The sequence below is a fragment of the Flavobacterium sp. HJJ genome (genome assembly GCF_015351475.1).
Lineage (GTDB): Bacteria > Bacteroidota > Bacteroidia > Flavobacteriales > Flavobacteriaceae > Flavobacterium > Flavobacterium marginilacus.
Map to the genome: position 1 here is coordinate 58662 of NZ_JADKPR010000024.1, position 20906 is coordinate 79567.

At 37.8% G+C, this 20906-nt stretch carries 13 protein-coding genes; 6 read left to right on the plus strand and 7 right to left on the minus strand.

Annotation, left to right across the window (positions count from 1 at the left end; all coding sequences use genetic code 11):
- Position 1 precedes the first annotated feature (1 nt).
- The 3 genes from IRZ80_RS16840 to IRZ80_RS16850 all read right to left on the minus strand — a co-directional run bounded on the left by IRZ80_RS16840 (position 2) and on the right by IRZ80_RS16850 (position 3075).
- Positions 2 to 1966 carry a tetratricopeptide repeat protein gene (locus IRZ80_RS16840; protein ID WP_194642787.1) on the minus strand — a complete coding sequence of 655 codons (1965 nt, stop codon included), beginning with the start codon at positions 1964 to 1966 and terminating at the stop codon, positions 2 to 4.
- A 444-nt stretch (positions 1967 to 2410) separates the two neighbouring features.
- Positions 2411 to 2635, minus strand: coding sequence for a hypothetical protein (locus IRZ80_RS16845; RefSeq protein WP_194642789.1), 225 nt, complete (start codon positions 2633 to 2635; stop codon positions 2411 to 2413).
- 122 nt (positions 2636 to 2757) lie between these two features.
- The gene (locus IRZ80_RS16850; protein WP_194642791.1) at positions 2758 to 3075 is read right to left on the minus strand and encodes a hypothetical protein; all 318 of its coding nucleotides are present in this window, start codon (positions 3073 to 3075) and stop codon (positions 2758 to 2760) included.
- A gap of 679 nt (positions 3076 to 3754) precedes the next feature.
- Between IRZ80_RS16850 and IRZ80_RS16855 the strand changes: the two genes are divergently transcribed.
- From IRZ80_RS16855 to IRZ80_RS16865, 3 genes are all read left to right on the plus strand, one after another.
- The gene (locus IRZ80_RS16855; RefSeq protein WP_317174785.1) at positions 3755 to 6628 is read left to right on the plus strand and encodes a SusC/RagA family TonB-linked outer membrane protein; all 2874 of its coding nucleotides are present in this window, start codon (positions 3755 to 3757) and stop codon (positions 6626 to 6628) included.
- Positions 6629 to 7751: 1123 nt separating this feature from the next.
- On the plus strand, positions 7752 to 9125 hold the full coding sequence (locus IRZ80_RS16860) for a RagB/SusD family nutrient uptake outer membrane protein (RefSeq protein ID WP_194642795.1): 1374 nt from the start codon (positions 7752 to 7754) through the stop codon (positions 9123 to 9125).
- Positions 9041 to 11749: an alpha/beta hydrolase family protein gene (locus IRZ80_RS16865; protein ID WP_194642797.1), complete on the plus strand. Its 2709-nt coding sequence runs from the start codon at positions 9041 to 9043 to the stop codon at positions 11747 to 11749. Before IRZ80_RS16860 ends, IRZ80_RS16865 begins: the two co-directional genes overlap by 85 nt.
- Positions 11750 to 12508: 759 nt before the next feature.
- Here IRZ80_RS16865 and IRZ80_RS16870 read toward each other — a convergent pair.
- The 4 genes from IRZ80_RS16870 to IRZ80_RS16885 form a co-directional block, all read right to left on the minus strand.
- Positions 12509 to 12793 carry a DUF6520 family protein gene (locus IRZ80_RS16870; RefSeq protein ID WP_194642799.1) on the minus strand — a complete coding sequence of 95 codons (285 nt, stop codon included), beginning with the start codon at positions 12791 to 12793 and terminating at the stop codon, positions 12509 to 12511.
- A 335-nt stretch (positions 12794 to 13128) separates the two neighbouring features.
- Positions 13129 to 14694: a MauE/DoxX family redox-associated membrane protein gene (locus IRZ80_RS16875; protein ID WP_194642801.1), complete on the minus strand. Its 1566-nt coding sequence runs from the start codon at positions 14692 to 14694 to the stop codon at positions 13129 to 13131.
- Positions 14695 to 15068: 374 nt separating this feature from the next.
- Positions 15069 to 15989, minus strand: a complete 921-nt coding sequence (locus tag IRZ80_RS16880) for a helix-turn-helix domain-containing protein (RefSeq protein WP_194642803.1) — start codon at positions 15987 to 15989, stop codon at positions 15069 to 15071.
- A gap of 40 nt (positions 15990 to 16029) precedes the next feature.
- Positions 16030 to 16413, minus strand: coding sequence for a hypothetical protein (locus tag IRZ80_RS16885; RefSeq protein ID WP_194642805.1), 384 nt, complete (start codon positions 16411 to 16413; stop codon positions 16030 to 16032).
- 223 nt (positions 16414 to 16636) lie between these two features.
- Here IRZ80_RS16885 and IRZ80_RS16890 point away from each other — a divergent pair, with 223 nt between their 5' ends.
- From IRZ80_RS16890 to IRZ80_RS16900, 3 genes are all read left to right on the plus strand, one after another.
- Positions 16637 to 19081 carry an aminotransferase class I/II-fold pyridoxal phosphate-dependent enzyme gene (locus IRZ80_RS16890; protein ID WP_194642807.1) on the plus strand — a complete coding sequence of 815 codons (2445 nt, stop codon included), beginning with the start codon at positions 16637 to 16639 and terminating at the stop codon, positions 19079 to 19081.
- Between the two features lie 118 nt (positions 19082 to 19199).
- Positions 19200 to 20033 carry an RteC domain-containing protein gene (locus IRZ80_RS16895; protein WP_194642809.1) on the plus strand — a complete coding sequence of 278 codons (834 nt, stop codon included), beginning with the start codon at positions 19200 to 19202 and terminating at the stop codon, positions 20031 to 20033.
- 578 nt (positions 20034 to 20611) lie between these two features.
- Positions 20612 to 20815 carry a hypothetical protein gene (locus tag IRZ80_RS16900; RefSeq protein ID WP_194642811.1) on the plus strand — a complete coding sequence of 68 codons (204 nt, stop codon included), beginning with the start codon at positions 20612 to 20614 and terminating at the stop codon, positions 20813 to 20815.
- The last annotated feature ends 91 nt before the right edge of the window (positions 20816 to 20906 follow it).

Consider the following 20906-nt stretch of genomic DNA (forward strand, 5'->3'; position numbering starts at 1 on the left):
ACTATTTGGATTTATACATTGTAGTTGCTAATTTATACTCTTCATCAAAAGGAAGCTGTAACTGAGACAACATCTCTGGTATTCCAATTGACCAACTAACATAATAATAAGCTAATATTTGATATCCTGAGAAAGTTTTATTAGGTATCGAACTTAATTTATAATTTTTAATATTTGGGTCATACCCTTGCGTGCCTTGCATTGCTATTTCAAATGCAATTTTTTTAATCTCATCTTCTGATTTTCTTTCAAAAAACTCTAAGGCACCAACCATAAACATTACAACAGCCATATTTAAACCTAGATCTTCTTGATTTTCGAGAAAAGTTTTCATTTCCTTTTCATTGACAGGGTCATTTTCGTTTACCCCAAATGGGTCCTTTTCTAGATCTCCTATAAAATCATCAATATTTTTTCTTTTTCTATATTGCTTTTCGCCTACAAGTTCAAAGTAATTGCCTAATTTTAAATCATCAGCCCAATGTTGAACCAATTCATATTCTTCAGCAGGTTTTCTATCTGCTTTGTATTCGAGATATTCCTGATAGAATTTATTAGCTGTATCTAACTCTATTTTGGTCGCATTATATTCACTTATGAAATCAATAGCGTATAAATCTTTTATTTGAAAAGCCCCAACTAGATTATAAATTTTAGTTTTTGACACTACATCCTTAGGAGTCAGTTCGAGAACTTGTCTGTCTGTAACCGCCTTTATCCCATCTTGAACCAACTTCAGTAAAGAAACAAATTGATAAGGTCTTAAGTCTTGATACTCATTATATAAAAAGTCTTCAATGAAAAGGTCTATTGGAGCATTGAATATTTGCGAGTTAACTCCATCAAAAAGACTAGAGCTATAGGAATTAATACTTTCATTAGAAACACCTCTTTGTTTTAATTTATTCAGAGATGGTTCTATACTTTTTAAAAATACATTTTTATGCTGTTGGGTCGAAGTAAATAATAAATTGTTTTCTTCTATCTGGGCGTCTAAAACAAAATCTAAATGCACTAATTCATGCATTATTAAGTGTACATAGGCAGAACCTGTATTTTTATATTTGATTGTGTGTTTTTCCCTATCATAATTTTCGGCAAATTCCATTTTAGCTGGAGTAGGAATTAATTCATCTATAACAAAATCTATTTCAACACCTCCTTTATGTTCAAGATACACCCGATAATTTCTAAAAATATTTTCTCCGTAGTTCTCTTTTAAAATATTGTTTGCAACTTGATATGCGCCTTCTATTCCTTTATTGTAAAAGAAATCGTTTTTCTTCGAACATTTAGCAGTTTGAATAAAACTATTAAATGCTACATTTAAATCTCCTTCTTCATCTGCAATTAATGCAAGTGCATAATGAGTATTTGGGTATTTTTCATCCAAACTCAAAGCCTTGTAGAAATATTTTTTAGCTTCTCCAAATTTATTCTGTTGAAGCAAATTAGCACCAATATTATTGATTGTAATATTATCATCCGGTTTTGCAATTAATGCCTGGTCATAATATTTCATTGCAGTATCAATATCGTTTTTGAATTTTGCAAATATATTCCCCATCATCACCAATGCATATGAATTTTTAGAGTCCCACCTTAATGCATCTATAAGTGAATTTATTGCCTCATCTTGGTTTCCTTCATCAGAATATATTTGGCCAATAATCCTGTGACATTCTGAATTTGTTGGATTTTGCTTAATTAAATTTTCTAATAGTGGCTTAGCGTCGGCAAATTTTCCTTTTTCACAAAAAGATATTGCTTTTTTAAAATCAAATTCTTGAGATGTAATTGAAATAATATCTATATCAACAATTACATATCCATTTTCAATTTTAACCTTTGGCTTTAAGTCACCGTAAGAATAATAATTTTCTAGAACCTTAATTATATGGTTATTATCATTTATTTCTGGAAATATAATGTTTAAAAATTCGTCTATTTTGTGTATTATTCTCATTCTAATTTCATCAATTTATTTGAATTGTAAAACTAATTATTTTAAAATGAATAACCTATCCAATTTATGGACTAGTGCTGAAGAAATTTCTTTGGATTTTCATTATTAATCCAAAATATTATTTTATTTATTTTGGATTCTTCAATTATTCTAATTCAAGGCTTATTTTATGTTTCTCTATCAAAAGCGATGAGGTTGAACATTTATTCACTTTTTATATTGCTTTTTTTTGCAGTTCATGAAGGACGGGATATATTTCTTTTAAAAAAAAAAGACACCATCACAGCATCTTTTCATTTCTTCCTATTTCTATTACTGTAATTTCTATCTCTCAATAACTCATAAAATTCCCCTCTTAGAAAGACCTAAAAGCCAAATTAAAACAAGTCCAATTATTTCATACCATTCATTTATATTAAACATCTTTATTTTAATACAAAAAAATTAATTAAACTTCTTCTCCCATCCACAAAGGTTTTTATAACCAAGTTCGTTAGCCTGCTTTAAAGTAACTTTTTTTATCGTGTGAGTACATTCATCTAAACCTTTGCAGGTTTTAGTAAGATGATATTTAGTGGCTGTGCTACTAACACATATATACACTTCTTTATCGTTGTTCTGTGAAATACTAAATAGTATAATGGCAATTGAGCTTATTATTATTTTCATAAATCATATTTTAAAAACGCTATATTTTCCATTTATTCAAAAGTAGTGAATTTATTTAAAACAAGATTTAGATTACATTTCAAAAATAACATTTAAAAAAAAAGATACCAAGCTGGCATCTTTCATTTTTCTATGTAATAAAATTTATCTTGGGCATCGCCGTATTTTTCTTCTACTAGCTTAAAAAAATTATACATTGTAATCTGTTTATAAAAACAAATGGTTTTTAATGTAGAAACTGGAATATTATAACCTTCTTTTTGATTAATTTTACGGGCTACTGCTTCATGCACACTATGTTGGCGACCCCATTCTCGGAATGACTTTAAATCTTTCATCCATTCTGTTTTAATAAAATTACAAACATACTGATCTACTACGAAAATTTTAATTTTCTTAGGTTTTTCTGATTGTTTACTAATTTTAGTATTTAATGCCATATTGACAAAAGAATAGAATAATAATAATTTAATCGCACACGATAGTATGCAAATAGAAATAATATGTTATATTTGTCATTAAATACATATATTTGCGATACTTCAAATAAAATAATCTGAAGCATTCGCTTTGAATCTCGCTCTTGAAAACTGGTAATTTTGCAACGAGATGATAAGTAAGATGCTCACGTCATTGGCGTGGGCTCACTTATTGTTGCAACGGTATACCAGTACCTCAAGAGCAGTAAGCTGAGTTCTGCGCCTTTTTTTATTGGCTCAACTCCAGCCTGATTTCGAGCCAATCTTCTTCATCTTTTTCATAGTCTCGCAGTTAATGATTAACTAATCTAAACCACTAACAACAGCTTGCCTATGACTTAAAAACCAATTGAACTTTACTTAATGCCTGTGCTATTTTTATTTTGAATTAGTTACGGCACAGGCTTTAATACAAAACAAAAATGGCTCTCTACCTCGTCGCCAAACTAGTATAGAGAACCAATAGCCAAACAAAACCAACGTTTCATTAAACCAACCCAATACTATGAAAATTTTTTCATTTTACAAGGGGGGCAAGGCTTTTTATTACCTGATTGTAGCGGGTAGTATACTGTTCTTTTCACCCATTCAAGCCAATAATTTTCTCCGGCAGACCAAACCGAATACGCAGCAATCCCAGATTCAGGGAACTGTCAAAGAGGGCACTAATCCAATGTCAGGCGTAAGCATCGCAATAAAAAACAAATCCAAAACCGCCACCGTCTCAGATTATGATGGCAGATACAGCATTACTGCATCCGCGCAGGATACGCTGGTGTTTTCGTTTGTGGGATACAAAACGGTAATCATTTCAGTGCACGGACAATCAGTGATAAACGTTAATTTACAGCAGGACGCCACCACGTTGCAGGAAGTAAAGATCAATGCAGGCTATTACTCAGTAAAGGAAAGCGAGCGTACAGGAAGCATCGCCCGTATTACTGCCAGGGATATCGAAAAACAGCCTGTGGCCAATGTGCTGGCCACGATGCAGGGCCGGATGGCAGGAGTCGATATCGTGCAGGACAGCGGTTCGCCGGGCGGTTCTTTTACGATAAAGATTCGGGGGCAGAACAGCCTGCGTGCCGATGGGAACCAGCCGCTGTATATTATAGATGGCGTGCCGTACTCGTCGGAAACTATTGGTTCTGCTGCGACTTCAGGTACTGCGCCTAGTATGACCAGTCCGCTGAATTCGATAAATCCACAGGACATAGAAAGCATTGAGGTACTGAAAGATGCTGATGCCACTGCTATCTATGGCTCCCGCGGTGCCAATGGGGTAGTGCTGGTGACCACCAAAAAAGGGAAAGCAGGGGAGCCCCGTTTTACTATTAATTCCTCCAGCAGTTTTGGCACGGTGACCAAATTGCCCAAACTGATGAATACGGAACAGTATCTAGCGATGCGCCAGCAGGCTTTTGCCAATGACGGCGTGACGGTGTATCCCGCCACCGCCTATGATGTTAACGGAACATGGAGCAAGGAGCGCAATACCGACTGGCAGGACGAGCTGCTGGGCGGGACTGCCGCTATTTATAATCTGCAGGCGTCTGTGTCTGGGGGCAGTGCGCAGACCCAATACCTGCTGAGCGGGAATTACCGTACTGAGACGACCGTTTTTCCGGGTGATTTTAAATACAATAGGGGATCGGCACATTTCAGCATGAATCACCGCTCGCAGGACGAGCGTTTTAGGATGACTTTTTCGGGGAGCTATACTTCGCAGAACAATAACCAGCCTTCGGTCGATTTAACTCCCGTATCCCGAACGCTTGCTCCCAATGCTCCTGCGCTGTATGATGCCAGCGGCAATCTGAATTGGGAAAACAACACCTGGACGAATCCTTTGGCAGGACTGGAGTCGGAATTTGAATCCCGCATCAATGATCTTGTTGCCAATGCGGTGCTGTCCTATCGTTTGGCTCCCAATCTGGAATTTAAAAGCAGTTTTGGCTTTACGGATCTGAACAACAACGAGAGCCGTACGCAGCCCTATACGATGTACAACCCTTCTTTTGGACTAAACAGCAAGACTTCGAGCATTACCACAAACCTGACAACCCGCAGTTCATGGATTGTGGAACCGCAGCTTCAGTATACAGCTGGGATTGGTAAAGGCCAATTTGAAGTATTGCTGGGCAGCACTTTTCAAAAGCAGCGTACCGAACGCCTTTACCTGACAGGAATCGGATTTTCCAGCAACAGCCTGATCCATGATCTGTCATCGGCAATCACAAAAAACATTCGTCTGGATGATGCCACTATTTATAAATATCAAGCCCTTTTTGCCCGCCTGAACTATAATTGGGATACCCGTTATATTGTTAATCTGACAGCACGCCGTGACGGTTCAAGCCGTTTTGGTCCAGGGAAGCAGTTTGCGGTTTTTGGGGCAGTTGGAGCGGCATGGCTGTTTTCGAACGAAGCTTTTTTGAAAGACAATACCGTGATTAGTTTTGGAAAACTGCGTACCAGTTATGGGAGTACAGGCAATGACCAGATAGGAGACTATCAGTTTCTGGACACCTATGTTTCGACCGGAAACAATTATCAAGGGATTGTGGGATTGCAGCCTGCCCGTTTGTTCAATCCCGAATTTGGATGGGAGAGCAGCCAAAAGTTTGAAGCGGCACTGGAAACGGGATTTTTGAATGACCGCATTTTTCTGACTACAGCCTATTACCGCAACCGTTCATCAAATCAGCTGGTCGGGGTACCACTGCCTGGAACCACAGGTTTCAGTTCGCTATACGGGAATCTTGACGCTACGGTGCAAAACAGCGGACTGGAGTTTACGCTTCGGACTAGTAACGTAATCCAAGAACATTTTGAGTGGAGCAGTACTTTTACTATTTCGTTTAACCGCAATAAGCTGTTATCGTATCCGGGACTTGCCAGTTCCACCAATGCCAATACCTATGTGGTGGGAGAACCTACAAGCATTACCAAAGTTTTCCAATATACGGGGATGAATCCCACTACTGGCATTTATCAGTTTATGGATAGGAACGGCGACGGGCTCACCACTTCTCTGGGAGACAAACAAACACTGGCGAACTTGACTCCTCCTTATTTTGGAGGGCTGGAGAACCATTTTAAGTACAAGAACGCACAATTGGATTTTCTGTTTCAGTTTGTAAAACAGCAGGCTTTCTCACCGCAGCCAGGGGTTCCCGGAGGCATGCAGAACCAATTGGAAAGCGTGGGTGATCCTGCGGCACAACAGCCTTATACGGCAGGGAAGAACAGTAATGCGGTTACGGCGTATTTTCGTTATGCAGCGAGTGACGGCGCTGTAGAAGATGCTTCGTATATCAGGCTAAAAAATATTTCGCTGACCTATGATCTGCCGCTGAAAGCCAGTCAGAAGCTCCGTTGTCAATTGTATTGGCAGGGGCAGAATCTATGGACTTTTAGCAAGTATTCTAATGGCGACCCGGAGTTTAAGTCGTTTAGCAGCTATCTGCCGCCGCTGAAAGTAAATGCAATAGGGGTGAAGCTGAGTTTTTAATCTGATTTTAATACAATTTAGAAATATAAAATAATCCACTCTTTGCTCCCTCTGTCATTGCGAAGAATGAAGCAGCCTGGAGAGGGCTGGGGGGAAGATAAATAAAACCGCCTATTTAATATTTCTAAATATGACTCTCCTTAACTAATACCAAACAAGTCGAATTAGCCACAGATGAAAAAAAAATTAAACAGACTTTTAAAAAAAACAGTAATAAAATCTGTGGGAATCTGTGTAATCAGTGGCAAAAAAAAACACATGGTATTTAAAGAAATCTGTAGGAATCTGTGCAGTCAGTGGCGAAAAAAACACATGGTATTTAAAGAAATCTGTGGGAATCTGTGTAATCAGTGGCGAAAAAACACACATGGTATTTAAAGAAATCTGTGTGAGTCTGTGTAATCAGTGGCGAAAAAAACACATGATATTTAAAGAAATCTGTGGGAATCTGTGCAGTCAGTGGCAAAAAACACACACATGGTATTTAAAGAAATCTGTGAGAATCTGTGCAGTCAGTGGCGAAAAAAACACATGATATTTAAAGGAATCTGTGAGAATCTGTGCAGTCAATGGCAAAAAAACACATGGTATTTAAAGAAATCTGTGGGAATCTGTGTAATCAGTGGCGAAAAAAACACACATAGTATTTAAAGAAATCTGTGCAGTCAGTGGCAAAAAAACACATGGTATTTAAAGAAATCTGTAGGAATCTGTGTAATCAGTGGTGAAAAAAACACATGATATTTAAAGAAATCTGTGAGAATCTGTGCAGTCAGTGGCGAAAAACACACATGGTATTTAAAGAAATCTGTGGGAATCTGTGTAATCAGTGGCAAAAAAAAACACATGATATTTAAAGAAATCTGTAGGAATCTGTGCAGTCAGTGGCGAAAACACACACATGGTATTTAAAGAAATCTGTAGGAATCTGTGTAATCAGTGGCGAAAAACACACACATGGTATTTAAAGAAATCTGAGGGAATCTGTGTAATCAGTGGCAAAAAAAAAACACATGGTATTTAAAGAAATCTGTAAGAATCTGTGTAATCAGTGGCGAAAAAAACACATGGTATTACCTCTTGCTATTTTTATTAGAACTGTTTAATCAAAATATTTTTAATTATGAAAAATTATATAAAACCTATATTGCTATGTATGGCATTCTTTCCTTTTGGAGGATGTGATAATTTTGTGGATGTTGCGATTCCTGATTCGCAGCTCACGGGAAACGTTGTTTTCGAAGATACGAATACGGCCAGTGCTGCCTTGGCGGATGTTTATGCTAAACTGCGGGACAGTGGCATGCTGACGGGAAGCAGTACAGGTTCGGCTTCCAGTTTAGGCTTATATGCGGATGAACTTTATTATTATGGGGCTAGCAATGAAAACAGCCTGTTTGTTTTTAATAATACGCTGCTGGCAAATACGGCAGCAGTTTCCCAATTGTGGAATGAAAGCTATCAGATTATTTATTGTGCCAATGCTGTTATTGCTGGCTGTCAAAACGCAGTGGCACTTTCGGCAGCCGATAAAAAACAGTTTATCGGCGAGGCTTTATTTGTAAGGGCGCTGATGCATTTTTATCTGACGAATTTATACGGTGCTGTACCGTATGTGACTGCACCCGACTATGAAGTCAACAGCACGGTGGAGCGCATGCCTGCTGCCAAGGTTTATGACTCGGTTATTGATGATTTGGATCAGGCTGCTGCGGTACTGCCCGAAAACTATTTGTCGGCAGACAGGGTGAGGCCTAACCATTATACTGCGATTGCTTTATTGGCGAGAGTGTATCTGTATAAAGGGGATTGGGCAGCGTCTTCGAATGCGGCTTCTGCGGTTTTGAACAGCCCCATCTATGTCTGGGAAAATAATATAGACAAAACCTTTTTGAAGGAATGCAAGGCTACTATCTGGCAATTTATGCCCAAAACGGCAGGGAATAATACCGATGAAGGAGCGCTGTTTATCTTTAAGAGCGTCCCTCCGTCTTTTGCAGGATTGCGGCCAGAGCTGTTTCAGTCGTTTGCTAATAATGACCTTAGAAAAACACACTGGATTGGTGCAGTAACTGACGGAAAGAACACTTGGTACCATGCCTATAAATACAAGCAGAAAAGCACTACCGGCACCTCGGTGGAATATTCGATTATTTTTAGGCTTGCCGAGCAATACCTTATCAGGGCAGAAGCCCGCGCCCGGCAAGGCGACCTTATAGGAGCAAAAGAAGACCTGAACGTAATTAGGAATACGGCAGGATTGCCCAATACGACAGCGATTACAGCTGATGAAATTGCAGCGGCCGTTATTCAGGAACGACGATTTGAATTGTTTACCGAATATGGACATCGTTTTTTTGACCTCAAGCGAAACGGGCTTCTTGATACAGTGCTGCCGGCCGTAAAACCGGGATGGAACAGCACCGATGGGGTATGGCCGATACCAGAGAAGGAACTGCTGGCGAATCCCAAGCTGACACAAAATCCGGGTTATTAATGCTGCGTTCTTTTGTGCTGGCTGTATATGGTATTATAGCCATTATGTCTATTGGATTAGTTTCCTGTCCCGCAATGGGGCAGGGGCTGACCCAAAAACGGCTGACTGAAGCTGACTACGGGCTTTGGGGAACGATGGGAGCAGAGCAGATTTCGTCAAAAGGAGAATGGGCGAGTTATCGGATGTCCTATGAGCCGGATACAGACACTTTGTTTGTATTGAATACGCAGACGCATCAGCGGTATTTTTTTGCGGGAGCGGGTACGGGCAAGTTCAACGGAGAAAGGACTTTTGCCTGCCAAAAGAAAGAGGTTCTAGTATTGTTTGATCTGAAAACCAGAGAAGAAAAAAGGATTCCTGCTGTAGAGCGGTATGATTTTTCGGCAGATGGGCATTATCTTGTCACGCTGGAAAAAAGTCAGGGAAGCCAGCTGGTGGTTCGAAAGGACGGACAGGTAATTGATGTGATTGCCAATGTAACAGAATTTCGCTGGAATGATACTGCTACCGCGCTGGTGTATGCAGTAGCAGCAAATGGCATAGGAATGGCAGGATATCTGGTTTTGGAACGGAGATATGCCGGACATTCGATAGTAGCTCCAACCTCACAAACCTTTAAGGTGCTGCAATGGCAGCATAAAGGAAAAGCCGTTGTTTTCTTTGGCGTTAGTGAGGGCAGGACGGTATTGTATCATTATGATAGCAGCTCGAAAAGGCTGGATGTTTTAAAAAGTACGGATCCTGTTTTTCCTGCTTCGATGGAAATAAGCCCCGACCAAAACGTAGAACTGACCTTATCCAGGGACGGCGAAAAAGTGTTTTTTGGAATAACCGCAGCGATCGAGAAAGAAAATACTATGCTGCATGATGCCGTTGAGGTCTGGCATGCGAATGATAAAATGATCTATCCAAAGCAACAGCTGTCTGCCACGGTAAAGCATCCAGCATATCTTGCAGTATGGTATCCAGAGCGCAATGTAGTGCGGCAGATCAGCACAGCGGCCCAGACATGGGTGATGCTGAGTGGGAAGCAGGATTATGCTCTTGTGGCTTCCCTTTGGCAGCATGAGCCTAAAAAGAAATGGTTTGCCGATCTGGATTACGATTTGCTTGCACTTGAAACGGGCAGGCGGGAACCGTTTCTGAAGCAGCAGTCGGGATTCAGTGAACAAATGGGAATCTCGCCGGATGGCCGCTATATCAATTATTATAAAGAAAGCAATTGGTGGGTCTATGACATCCAGCTGAAAACCCATACCAATGGCACTAAGGGATTGGGTGTGTCTTGGGATAACAGGGAAAATGATCCGGGAAACGAATTGAAGGTTTGGGGACAGCCTGGCTGGACAGCTGACCATCAGTGGGCTTTGTATTATGACTATAACGACATTTGGGCTGTTTCTGCTGATGGTCTGCAGCGCAGACGGCTCACGCACGGCAGGGAAAAGCAGTTTCGTTTTCGTTTTGACGCTTCGGCTGTTTCAGATCAGCAGGAAATGAATTACAGAGGAAGAGGCATTCACTGTTATGATCTTTCCAAAAAAGTGCTGCTCACCGCACTTGATTTATATGGCGGTGCTGTAGGATATTATATGCTGGAACCTAATAAAACAGCAGCGCCCATTGTGATGGAGAACAGTGCTGTAACTAAACTGCAAAAGGCCAAAGAGAGTGAAGCTTTTATCTATATGACACAGCGATTTGACCATCCGCCCTGCCTGATGTTTCAGAAAAGTATAAAAGAGCCGGCAGTAATTTTAGCCCAAAGCAATCCGCAGCAGGCATTATATCAATGGGGAAAATCGGAAATGATCCATTATACCGACAGCAAAGGCAGACCGCTGAATGGGGCTTTGTTTTATCCTGCGGGTTATGATCCTTCCAAGCGGTATCCGATGGTGGTATATATTTATGAAACCGTATCACGTGACATCAACAGCTACGTGAACCCGACACTGCATAATAGCATTGGGTTTACTACCACGAATCTGACCGTTGATGGCTATGCCGTACTGCTTGCCGATATAGCCTATGAGAAAGGCAATACAGGATTTTCGGCTGTGGACTGCGTGACGAAGGCCGCCGCTAAAGTTATTGATATGGGAATAGCCGATGCAGGAAGAATTGGATTGATGGGACATTCGTTCGGCGGCTATGAAACCAATTTTATCATCACGCAGACGGATATGTTTGCCACGGCCATAAGCGGTTCGGGTGTTTCGGATACTATTGGGCACTATTTCACGATAAATTCGGATGACAATACCCCAGATGGCTGGCGGTATGAAAATCAGCAATACCGAATGGGAGTCAGTTTTTTCGAAAATCAAGAAGCCTACTATCGCAATTCACCGCTTTTTAATGCGGGCACTATTACCACTCCTTTGCTGACTTGGGCTGGCAGACAAGACACAAATGTCCAGCCCAGACAGGCGGCTGCTTTTTATGCTGCACTGCGGCGTCTGCAAAAGGAGCAGGTCATGCTGCTGTACCCAAGTGAGGGCCATGTTTTAAACAGCCCAAAAAATCAGGAGGATCTGACGCATAAAATAAAGGATTGGCTGGGGTACTATTTGCAGGGAGAAGTTAAAAAGGAGTGGATGAAGAGTGATGGGGAGAGGTAGGTGGTTTAAGAGTTTAAAAGTTTAAATATTTAGAAACCTGAGTTCGATTATTGTTTTAGTAAAAAAAGGAATAGAAATGGGCTTTAGCCCATTTTAAAGGAAGATATAAATAGGCTTTAGCCTACGGCATTCGCATTTAAAAAAAGATAAACACGAATTTCACCAATTAACACTAATTCTTATCAAAATTGAAATCAAATTTTACAGCTTTTTACAGTTTCGAATATTTTGTGTAATTAAACAGCAATCTTAATTCGTGCAGATTAGTGTAATTCGTGTCAGTAGCTTTTAAAAGCAAAAGCCGTGGCTTTAGCCAAATTTTAAGTAAGTTTCGGCTAAGAGCCTGTTTAAATTTTATTTTTGAGATTTATTATTAGATGATTTTTGAGTGAAACTAGGCAAATTTTTATAAAATAGCAGAGCTATTGTATAAAAATTTAACGAAGTTGTAGCCAAAAAACGTCATAAGAGAGCCAATAAATAAAACTTAAATAGGCTCTAAAGCCTTATTCATTTTGTATATTTTAACATCTGGCTAAAGCCAGACGCAATTGATTTTATTTTAAACTTATGATAATCATTATTTTATAGTTTAAATAATAATAGAACTCAGGTTTAAAAGTTAAAGTTTAAAAGTTAAAGTTTAAAAGTTAAAGTTTAAAGTTAGTGGTTGTGACCATAATCGGAATTGTTTTGTAGTTGATAAGGAAATAATATGCAGTTCCCAGCCTTGGAAACTGCATATTACAATTGAATGAGTTACTCAACTATTTTGTACAAGTTTACATTACAGGCATTTGCTTCGTCTTTGTCGAAAGCCTGTCTTGGCGTTGCCTCACTGGTCATACAAGCCTGTTGTGTGTTAACGGTAGAACAGTTTACTGCAACGGATTCACAGCTTTGCGGTGACGGATTCTGGATGTAGGCAGTAATTAATACTGTTTTTTTTGAATCGTTGATTTTTGATTCATGGGTGCTGACCGCTGCAGCACTCGCCAATGTGAATACCAATACAGGCAAAATCACTTTTACAATTGTTTTCATAATACTAGAATTTATAATAATAATTTGACTTACTCTTTTTTACAGGTTTTCAGTCTCAGTCCTGTTACTGGCCAGTAAATTGTATGCTTATCTCATCCCGAGTGGCAGCGGACTAGTGAAGCGAAGGAGAGAAAGCTGTATGTATAGTTCTTAAGGTGTTATAGTGTATCTGATAGGCAGGGTATTTCGTTTTTAAAAAATAAATAGTGCTTTGTCATTTTGTAAAACAGTTAAATTAGCCACCGATTCCAAGGATAAAACAGATTAGAAGGTATTTTTTTAAATAAATCGTTTAAGATTTAGTTGGAGTCTGCGCAAAATCCGTTAAATCTGTGTCATCTGTGTGCCATTTTTGATACTTTGGGTATATTGAATTTAAAAGTTTTAAAAGCGGATGCCCTGATCTGATTGGGTGGTTTGTGAATATTGAATAACTTTTTACTTAAGCGGTATTTGTGAATAGTGTGACCGATGATGGCATACAAAGTGTTTCCAGATACTAAGATTGACTGTACTTTTTTATTTCCACTGTTATAGATATAAAAACTTGAAACATAAGTGTTATGCTGTAGGTTATAGACATCCACAATGGAAGCCTTTTTCCACATTTTTTTTGATTCATAGCGGCCGATAATCTTGGAATTGACAAAGAGCAAATTCCCCGAAACAGTAATAAGCTGATTGACAGTTGCCGGAATGGAAGCAAGTTTTCGTTCTCTTGTCTCTTTTATAAAAACCACTTTGAGATTGGCATGCGCTGTAGTATCAATGGTATGTCCCCGATTACTGAGCTGGAGGTTTTTATTTGCCGCTATGAACTGGTTTCTGTAATAATAGACGTAAATAAACTTCTGTAATTGAGTATCATATTGCATCATGCCATCGGTGTCAAAGAAGCCGTCAGCCTGTTTCTGAAGCAGGTTAGGGGCATACTGTACCTGCAGGGAATCCGAGAAGTCAAAGGTTCCAAGTATGTTGTCTCGTGATTGTAATTCCTGTGCACGGAATACGATTTTGTCAGGACTGATTATTTCGGCTTTTGAAAAATAATAATTGTTGCTGTGCATCAGCAATTTTGCTTTCCAATCGCGGACGTTTCCTTTGTAAATAACAGGAACAGTACCATCCATCAAATAAAAATAAGGAGGTGTAATGCGGACCTGAACGGAACGAAACGGAAAGTCTTCCCTTTCCAATTGAATTTTATAATGGCGTTTTGTTTGTAAAGAGGTATCGTATACCGCAATGTGCAACGGTGCCAGATTATCGCCAAAATAAAGGGTACTGCCATTTATGCCTGCGAAATAGTGAGAATTGCTCTTTAAACCGGTTTCGCCTATCTTAGCTGCCGACCCCTGAATAAAACGGCGGATGAACGGATTTTCGCGGTGCATTGCATTTTCTGAAGCAAAATATAAAGTGGTGACAATAATTGTACTTGAAATAGCAAGAACTGCCAGCAGTACGGCTGTGCGTTTTATATTTGTTGTCCCCATCAAAACGACAGTTCCCGCTATAAGAGTGCAGCCGATATTGAAAATCAAATGCTGTTTCCAGCCCATTTGTTCGAGTATTCCCCCGCAGGAACAGGGAACAAAAGAAGAATAATTGAGAATTACAATGATATAGAGTGTGAACATTACCATAAGCGTAAAAGAAGCCACGAGACCGATAAAGCGTGTTTTTGGGATTGCGAGCATCAGGACGATTGTAAATTCCACAGCCAAAAGCGAATAGGAAATGAAGCCTGTGTAGGCACTTAGCAGTGGAGACTGCCCCAGCTGTATTTGAAAATTTTCAAAATCCAATAATTTACTAACGGCTGCATAAACAAAAAGCAGAATATAGAGTAAGCAAATAAACTCTAAAAGTGGATTGTGTATTTTGGTATTCATTCTCATAGCTTCATAGATTTTAGTGCCACAAAGTAAAATTCTGAATTTCAAAACAATAACGCTTGTCTTATTGGGAGCAATACTTATCCAAAACGGATTATGATTAAATAATAGCAGGAGCAAATTCCACTTGTAATAGAATATTCATGAATAATTACAGAAATCAACTTATGAAAACGTCCTTTTCCGCCCTTATATTTTTACGCCTAAAATCACGATAAGGATTTGCGCGCTGGCGGTGGGGAGTGACCCGAGAGTCGAGTGTGAAACACGAGCGGCTGGGTCGCGATAGGGAAATCCGTTCGATGATTTTTGGTGTAAAAATATTCTAGGCTTGATTTTTTGTTTCTTTTGCATCAAGGCAAAAGAAAAAATCTTCTTTAATCTTCCAGCATAGAACTAAAATCAGCTTCATTACGCTTCATTTCGTTTGGCGAAAAGCCAAAACGTTTTTTAAAGGACTTTGAAAAGGTGGGATAATTATTAAAACCATTCATAACCGAAATATTTTTCAAAGGAATCCCTGTGATCTCAATCATAAAGTAAGCCCTTTTCAAACGCTCATCATTATAAAACTGGTAAATACTGGTCTTAAAAAAATGACGAAAACCATCTTTTAATTTATGTTCATTAGTGCCAAATGTAGATGAAAGAACTTTTAGTGATGGAAGCGGTTCTTCAAGATGAGCTAAAATATAATCATAAAGTTTCTGTATCAAAAGTGCATCTGCCTTTCTGGTTTTACTATGTTTCTCATTTTCATTCTCGTAAGCCAAAGGATTGTAGAAATCTTGGCGAACAGGAGTAACAAGATTTAATATAATTTCCGAACGATTAATTAGATTTCCAATACTGCAGGAAACAGAAACTGGCAAATGTTCTTTAGGTAAAAAATCTAAAGCAATAGTTATTGGTAATGCAATACCGTCATTAAGTACTTTTTGCAGTTGTTCCAAAGAAGTCTCTGTAATAATGCCTGCTATAGGTTGGCCTATCAGCTCAGATTCTGAATAACCTAAAAAAGAAATGACTTCAGGAGTAAAACTTTTAATAGAGAAAGAGGCATCCAAAATAAAAGAGTTTTGAGCTATAAATTGATGTGTCCTATGAGTATTAAAGTAGCCGACTTGAAAAATCGATTCTTTCATTTCTTCGGCAACCATATTAATCAAAACGACAAGTGTTTCCAATTCGTCATCATAGGAACTTAAAGGTATACGGCAATTAAAATTGCCACGCGCCATCTCAAACAACATTTGATGCATAGTAACAATTCGCTCTTTGTTATGCGGTCTCTCCATAATAACGCTAATGATATCTTTCCTCTCTGATCTGCTCTTCCTAAATAAACTCCTTCAAATAAGTCAATGCTTCTTCTTGTTTAGTGAAGATTTTTGTGGGTACAGTGGGCTTGTTGATTTTTACATAAAAATCACTAATTGTCAGCGATACTTTTTCATCCATAATAAGTCCCACGGCTAGTGTCAATATGGAGCCGGATTGAGCTAAATAATCTCTTCCTGCTTTCTCTGTTGAGATAATACCACGTATATCACACAAAACGGGAAAAGGCCTCCCATTTTGAAAATGAATTCTATCGGTTACAACACTTGTAGCCACCTTCAGATCGATAACCGTATTGGGTTTATATTCAAAAAAGAGAATTTTATCCGCAATCCAAAATCGCGCATACTCATTTTCATAAAAATCATGTGCTGCAATCATGTTTTACGTTTTTAATGTGTTATAATTTTAACAAAAATAGAAACAATTAGTGTTAGAGTAGTTGCTAATTTGGGATTATTTGTTGCATTTTGTAGTATTTCTTGTCAATTCGGGAATTTGACTTGTCAATTTGGGAGTTTTAAAGAATTGGATGAAATAACTTTCATTTTTTATAATGACTTTTAGAAATCTATTTAAAAAAAAACAAAAAAGAACTAACAAAATGGCAAAAATCAAACACAACAATTTCATTGATACAGTCGATGAAATTTTTACCGGAGCAAAAAACGAAGGAGTGCTCCATCTTTATGCAGAAAACACAGCTTTATCTGGACGGACAATTCAAATAAAAGGGAGGGAAATGTTCCACTTTGGAACTACTGGTTATTTGGGTCTGGAACAAGATGATAGACTCAAAGAAGCCAGTATCGAAGCAATTCGGAAATATGGCACTCAATTTCCATTATCAAAATCATATATTTCCAATCCTTTGTATGCAGAATTGGAAACCAAAATCGAGTTAATGTATGGTATTCCTCCGATAATAACCAAAAATAGCACACTAGGACATATAGCTGTTATTCCAACAATAGTAAGAGATGAAGATGGTGTAATTCTGGATCATCAAGTCCATTGGAGCGTGCAGAATGCCTGTCAGACATTAAAATTAAGAGGGATTCCTGTTGAAATGATTAGGCACAGTAATCTTGAAATGCTGGAACATCAAATCAAAAAACTTGCTTCAAAATGTAATAAAATTTGGTACATGGCAGACGGGGTTTACTCTATGTTTGGTGATTATGCTCCTATTCTTGAACTCATGGAATTAAGTAAAAAGTATCCACAATTGCATTTGTACTTTGATGATGTTCATGGCATGAGCTGGAAAGGTAAAAATGGAACAGGTTATGTAGTAAGTGTTCTAAAAGAACTGCCAGATAATGTAATGATTATGGGCACACTCAGCAAGACATTTGGTGCAAGTGGTGCAGTATTTCTATGTTCCAATGAACGTATAAGAGAAAAAATTAAAATATTTGGAGGACCGCTTACTTTTTCTGCCCAGCTGGAACCTGCGGCAGTAGCTGCTGGAATTGCATCAGCAGATATCCACCTCTCATCTGAAATCCAGCTTTTACAGAAAGAACTCAAAGAAAAAATTGACTATTGTAATGAATTGCTTTCTAAAACGAATCTGCCGATAATAGTACAAAACGACTCACCTGTATTCTTTCTAGGTACAGCCATGCCATTAACAACCTATAAGTTGGTACAGAATTTATTCCAGGAAGGCTTTTTTGTAAATCCTGCAATATATCCAGCAGTTCCAGTAAAAAACACTGGGATTCGAATCACACTTTCCAGACACAACCAAAAAGAAGAAATAAAAGCATTGGTAGAAGCAATGGAAAAGCACTTACCGATGGTACTTGAAGAAACTGAAAATAGCTTATATAAAATACACAAGGCATTTGGAATAAAAGAAGATGAATATTTTCAAGAAGAATCAATCAGAAAATCATCTTTACAAGTTCAGTATGAAACAACAATAAATAATATTGACAAGAACGCTTGGAATGCACTGCTCGGTAAACAAAGCACATTTGATTGGGAAGGGCTGCAGTTTTTAGAAGATGCTTTTTCAAACAAAAATAGCCCCGAAAATGACTGGAGTTTTCAGTATTATATAATTAAAGATGAAAATAATATACCTGTTCTAGCCACTTTTTTAACTTATGATCTTTGGAAAGATGATATGCTTGCCCCAGAATCAATATCGCTGCAGTTGGAAGAAACAAGAAAACAAAACCCTTTACACCTGACTTCAAAAGTACTGGCTATGGGATGCTTATTCACAGAAGGAAATCATTGTTATATCAATGAATCTCATCCATCAGCAAAAGAAGCCATAGCACTTTTACTGGAAAAAGTTGAAATAATATACCAGGAACTAAATGCAGACATGCTGGTACTTCGAGATTTTGAAGAAAACACAATGTTGAATGCAATTTTTCACAATCAAGGATTCTTAAAGATAAACATGCCTGAGGCCTGCAGCATACAAAACTTAGAATGGAATGCAGTGGAGGAGTTTTCCAATTCACTTTCCACTCGCTCAAAACGTCATTTTTTAGAAGAGGTAGTACCGTACGAAAAAGCTTTTCATGTAGTAATAAAAAATCAACTAACAACTGCCGAAATGGAACACTGTTATCGCTTATATCAAAATGTAAAAAATAATAATCATGCTATAAACACTTTTACTTATCCAATAGACATATTCATCAAAATGATAAATAATCCGAATTGGGAATTCATAGTTTTATTTTTAAAGGCTGATGAAAAAGAAGAAACCACGAAACAAGCAGTAGGAGTGATGTTCTGCTACAAAAATATGGAACACACATATGTACCCGCCTTGATTGGAATGGATTATGCCTATTCACTAAAATTTAATAGTTACAGACAGTTGCTGTATCAGACAATAAAGAGAGCTAGGGAACTCAACTATAAGAAAATTGATTTTGGCTTCTCTGCAACTTTCGAAAAGAAAAAAATGGGAGCAGTTATAACTCCAAAAGTAGCCTACATTCAAGCACGAGATAATTTTTCAATGGAATTGATGGGTACACTGCAAAATGATTTCAAAACACGTTCAAATTATTAAAAGTATATCAAATTTATTAATAACGTTCATCTTTTAAGTCTTAACTCCCCTCTGTCATTGCGAAGAATGAAGCAACTCGGAGAGGGGCTGGGGGCGAGGATAACCTAAAACAATTAAAATGTTTAAAAGTAATATCGAAGAATTTGATGAAAAACTCAAATTGATTATTAATGCCGAAGAAAACCATCTTAAAAAAGCGAGTGAGGGTATAGATTTATGCAACAAAACTTTATCTATTTTAAAAGAAAAAGTAGATCAGAATGATTTTGAAACCATTCCGTTAGAAATTGATTTTTTCAAAAAAATCAAGTTATTGCCTATGAGCTACCTAATCTATTTTACAGAAGTTCGGTCTTGTGAATTGCGAAAACCTAAAACAGGGAAATCATATCAGATTGAGTTTCTGGAAAAAGAAATGAGGAAAATAAATAAATTCTTTTACCGCAACGTAGATTTTGTCCATTACATGGAACAGGGATATACCTATTTGGATCATCAATTTTTTACTAGAAATCATCGGAAAAATTTTCCATTTACACCAATGACTGATTATTATCAATATCCTGAATTCTCAACTTCACATGACATGCTTTGGGCTAAAGTAAAAGCAATGAACAGGTTTATTCACTACATCCGTGAAGCAATGCAAAAACTCAATGCAGGAAATGAAATGATGTTCGAAGAAAAGAAACACAAAGTATTGGTATGGACAGCTCCCAAAACTGCAATTACAGAGTTAATCTATGCTTTATACTCCAATGGCTCTCTTAATAATGGTGCAGCTGACATCAATACTATAACAGCATCTTTTGAAGATTTTTTTAATATCAAATTAGATAACATATACAAAACCTACACCGAAATTAAAAGCAGAAAAAGTAGTAAAACTAAGTTTTTAGAAGAGTTAACGTTCAACCTCAAACAAAAAATCAATAAAGAAGAGGAAGTCTAAAAACTCGTAACCTTTTCGTAACTACGAAAATCAAAATGCAGTAAAGTGATACATTCAAAATCACATGTACTGCATTTTTGTATGGATTTAAATGCCTGTCCGATAACACTAAACTCTCATTTATAAATAAAATTCCCCTCCTCTGGCGGGGTGCCCAACGGGCGGGGTGGTCATTTATTGGTCTCAGACCGGGGTTTAAAACCCTGCAATTTATTGCAGTACTTTAGTAATGCGAAAAAATCTAATCTTTGACTTTTGATAATATTTTTAAATAAGTTTTTAAAATGGAGAGACTTTCAGTCTCTCGTCAAAACAAACCTCTGCACTTTCAGTGCAGAGTGGTTTAGTTAAAAAAAAACTGTTAGGATGGGCATTTCCTAAAAGGTTTTTTTAACCTGTTAGGTATTTAACTCTTAACTTAATGACATTGGGAGAGGGGCTGGGGGGGAGGAAAATGTTAAATTTCATCGTAACTACGAAACGCATAGGGAAAGAAAATGAAATAAAGCATTCAATTTTGTCAAAGAAAAAAAGACAGAACTTCTTTTTTTATGAAAAGAACTAACTATGCGTAATCAATGAAAATAGATCAGAAAAGAGTATGTATTTATCCAAAGGACATTCAGATAATTACTGGTAAAAGTTATAAATATTCAAGGTTGCTTCTTATTGAAATCAAAAAGAAGTTGAATAAAAATGAACATCAGTTTATAAGCATCGAAGAATTCTGTTTATACACAGGACTAAAATTAGAACAGGTACAGCCGCTCATTATTGGATAACAGTAGAGCCTCTTTCCACTGTAAAGCCCTTCCCATCAAAAAAAGCACATGGTATTTAAAGAAATCTGTGGGAATCTGTGCAGTCAGTGGC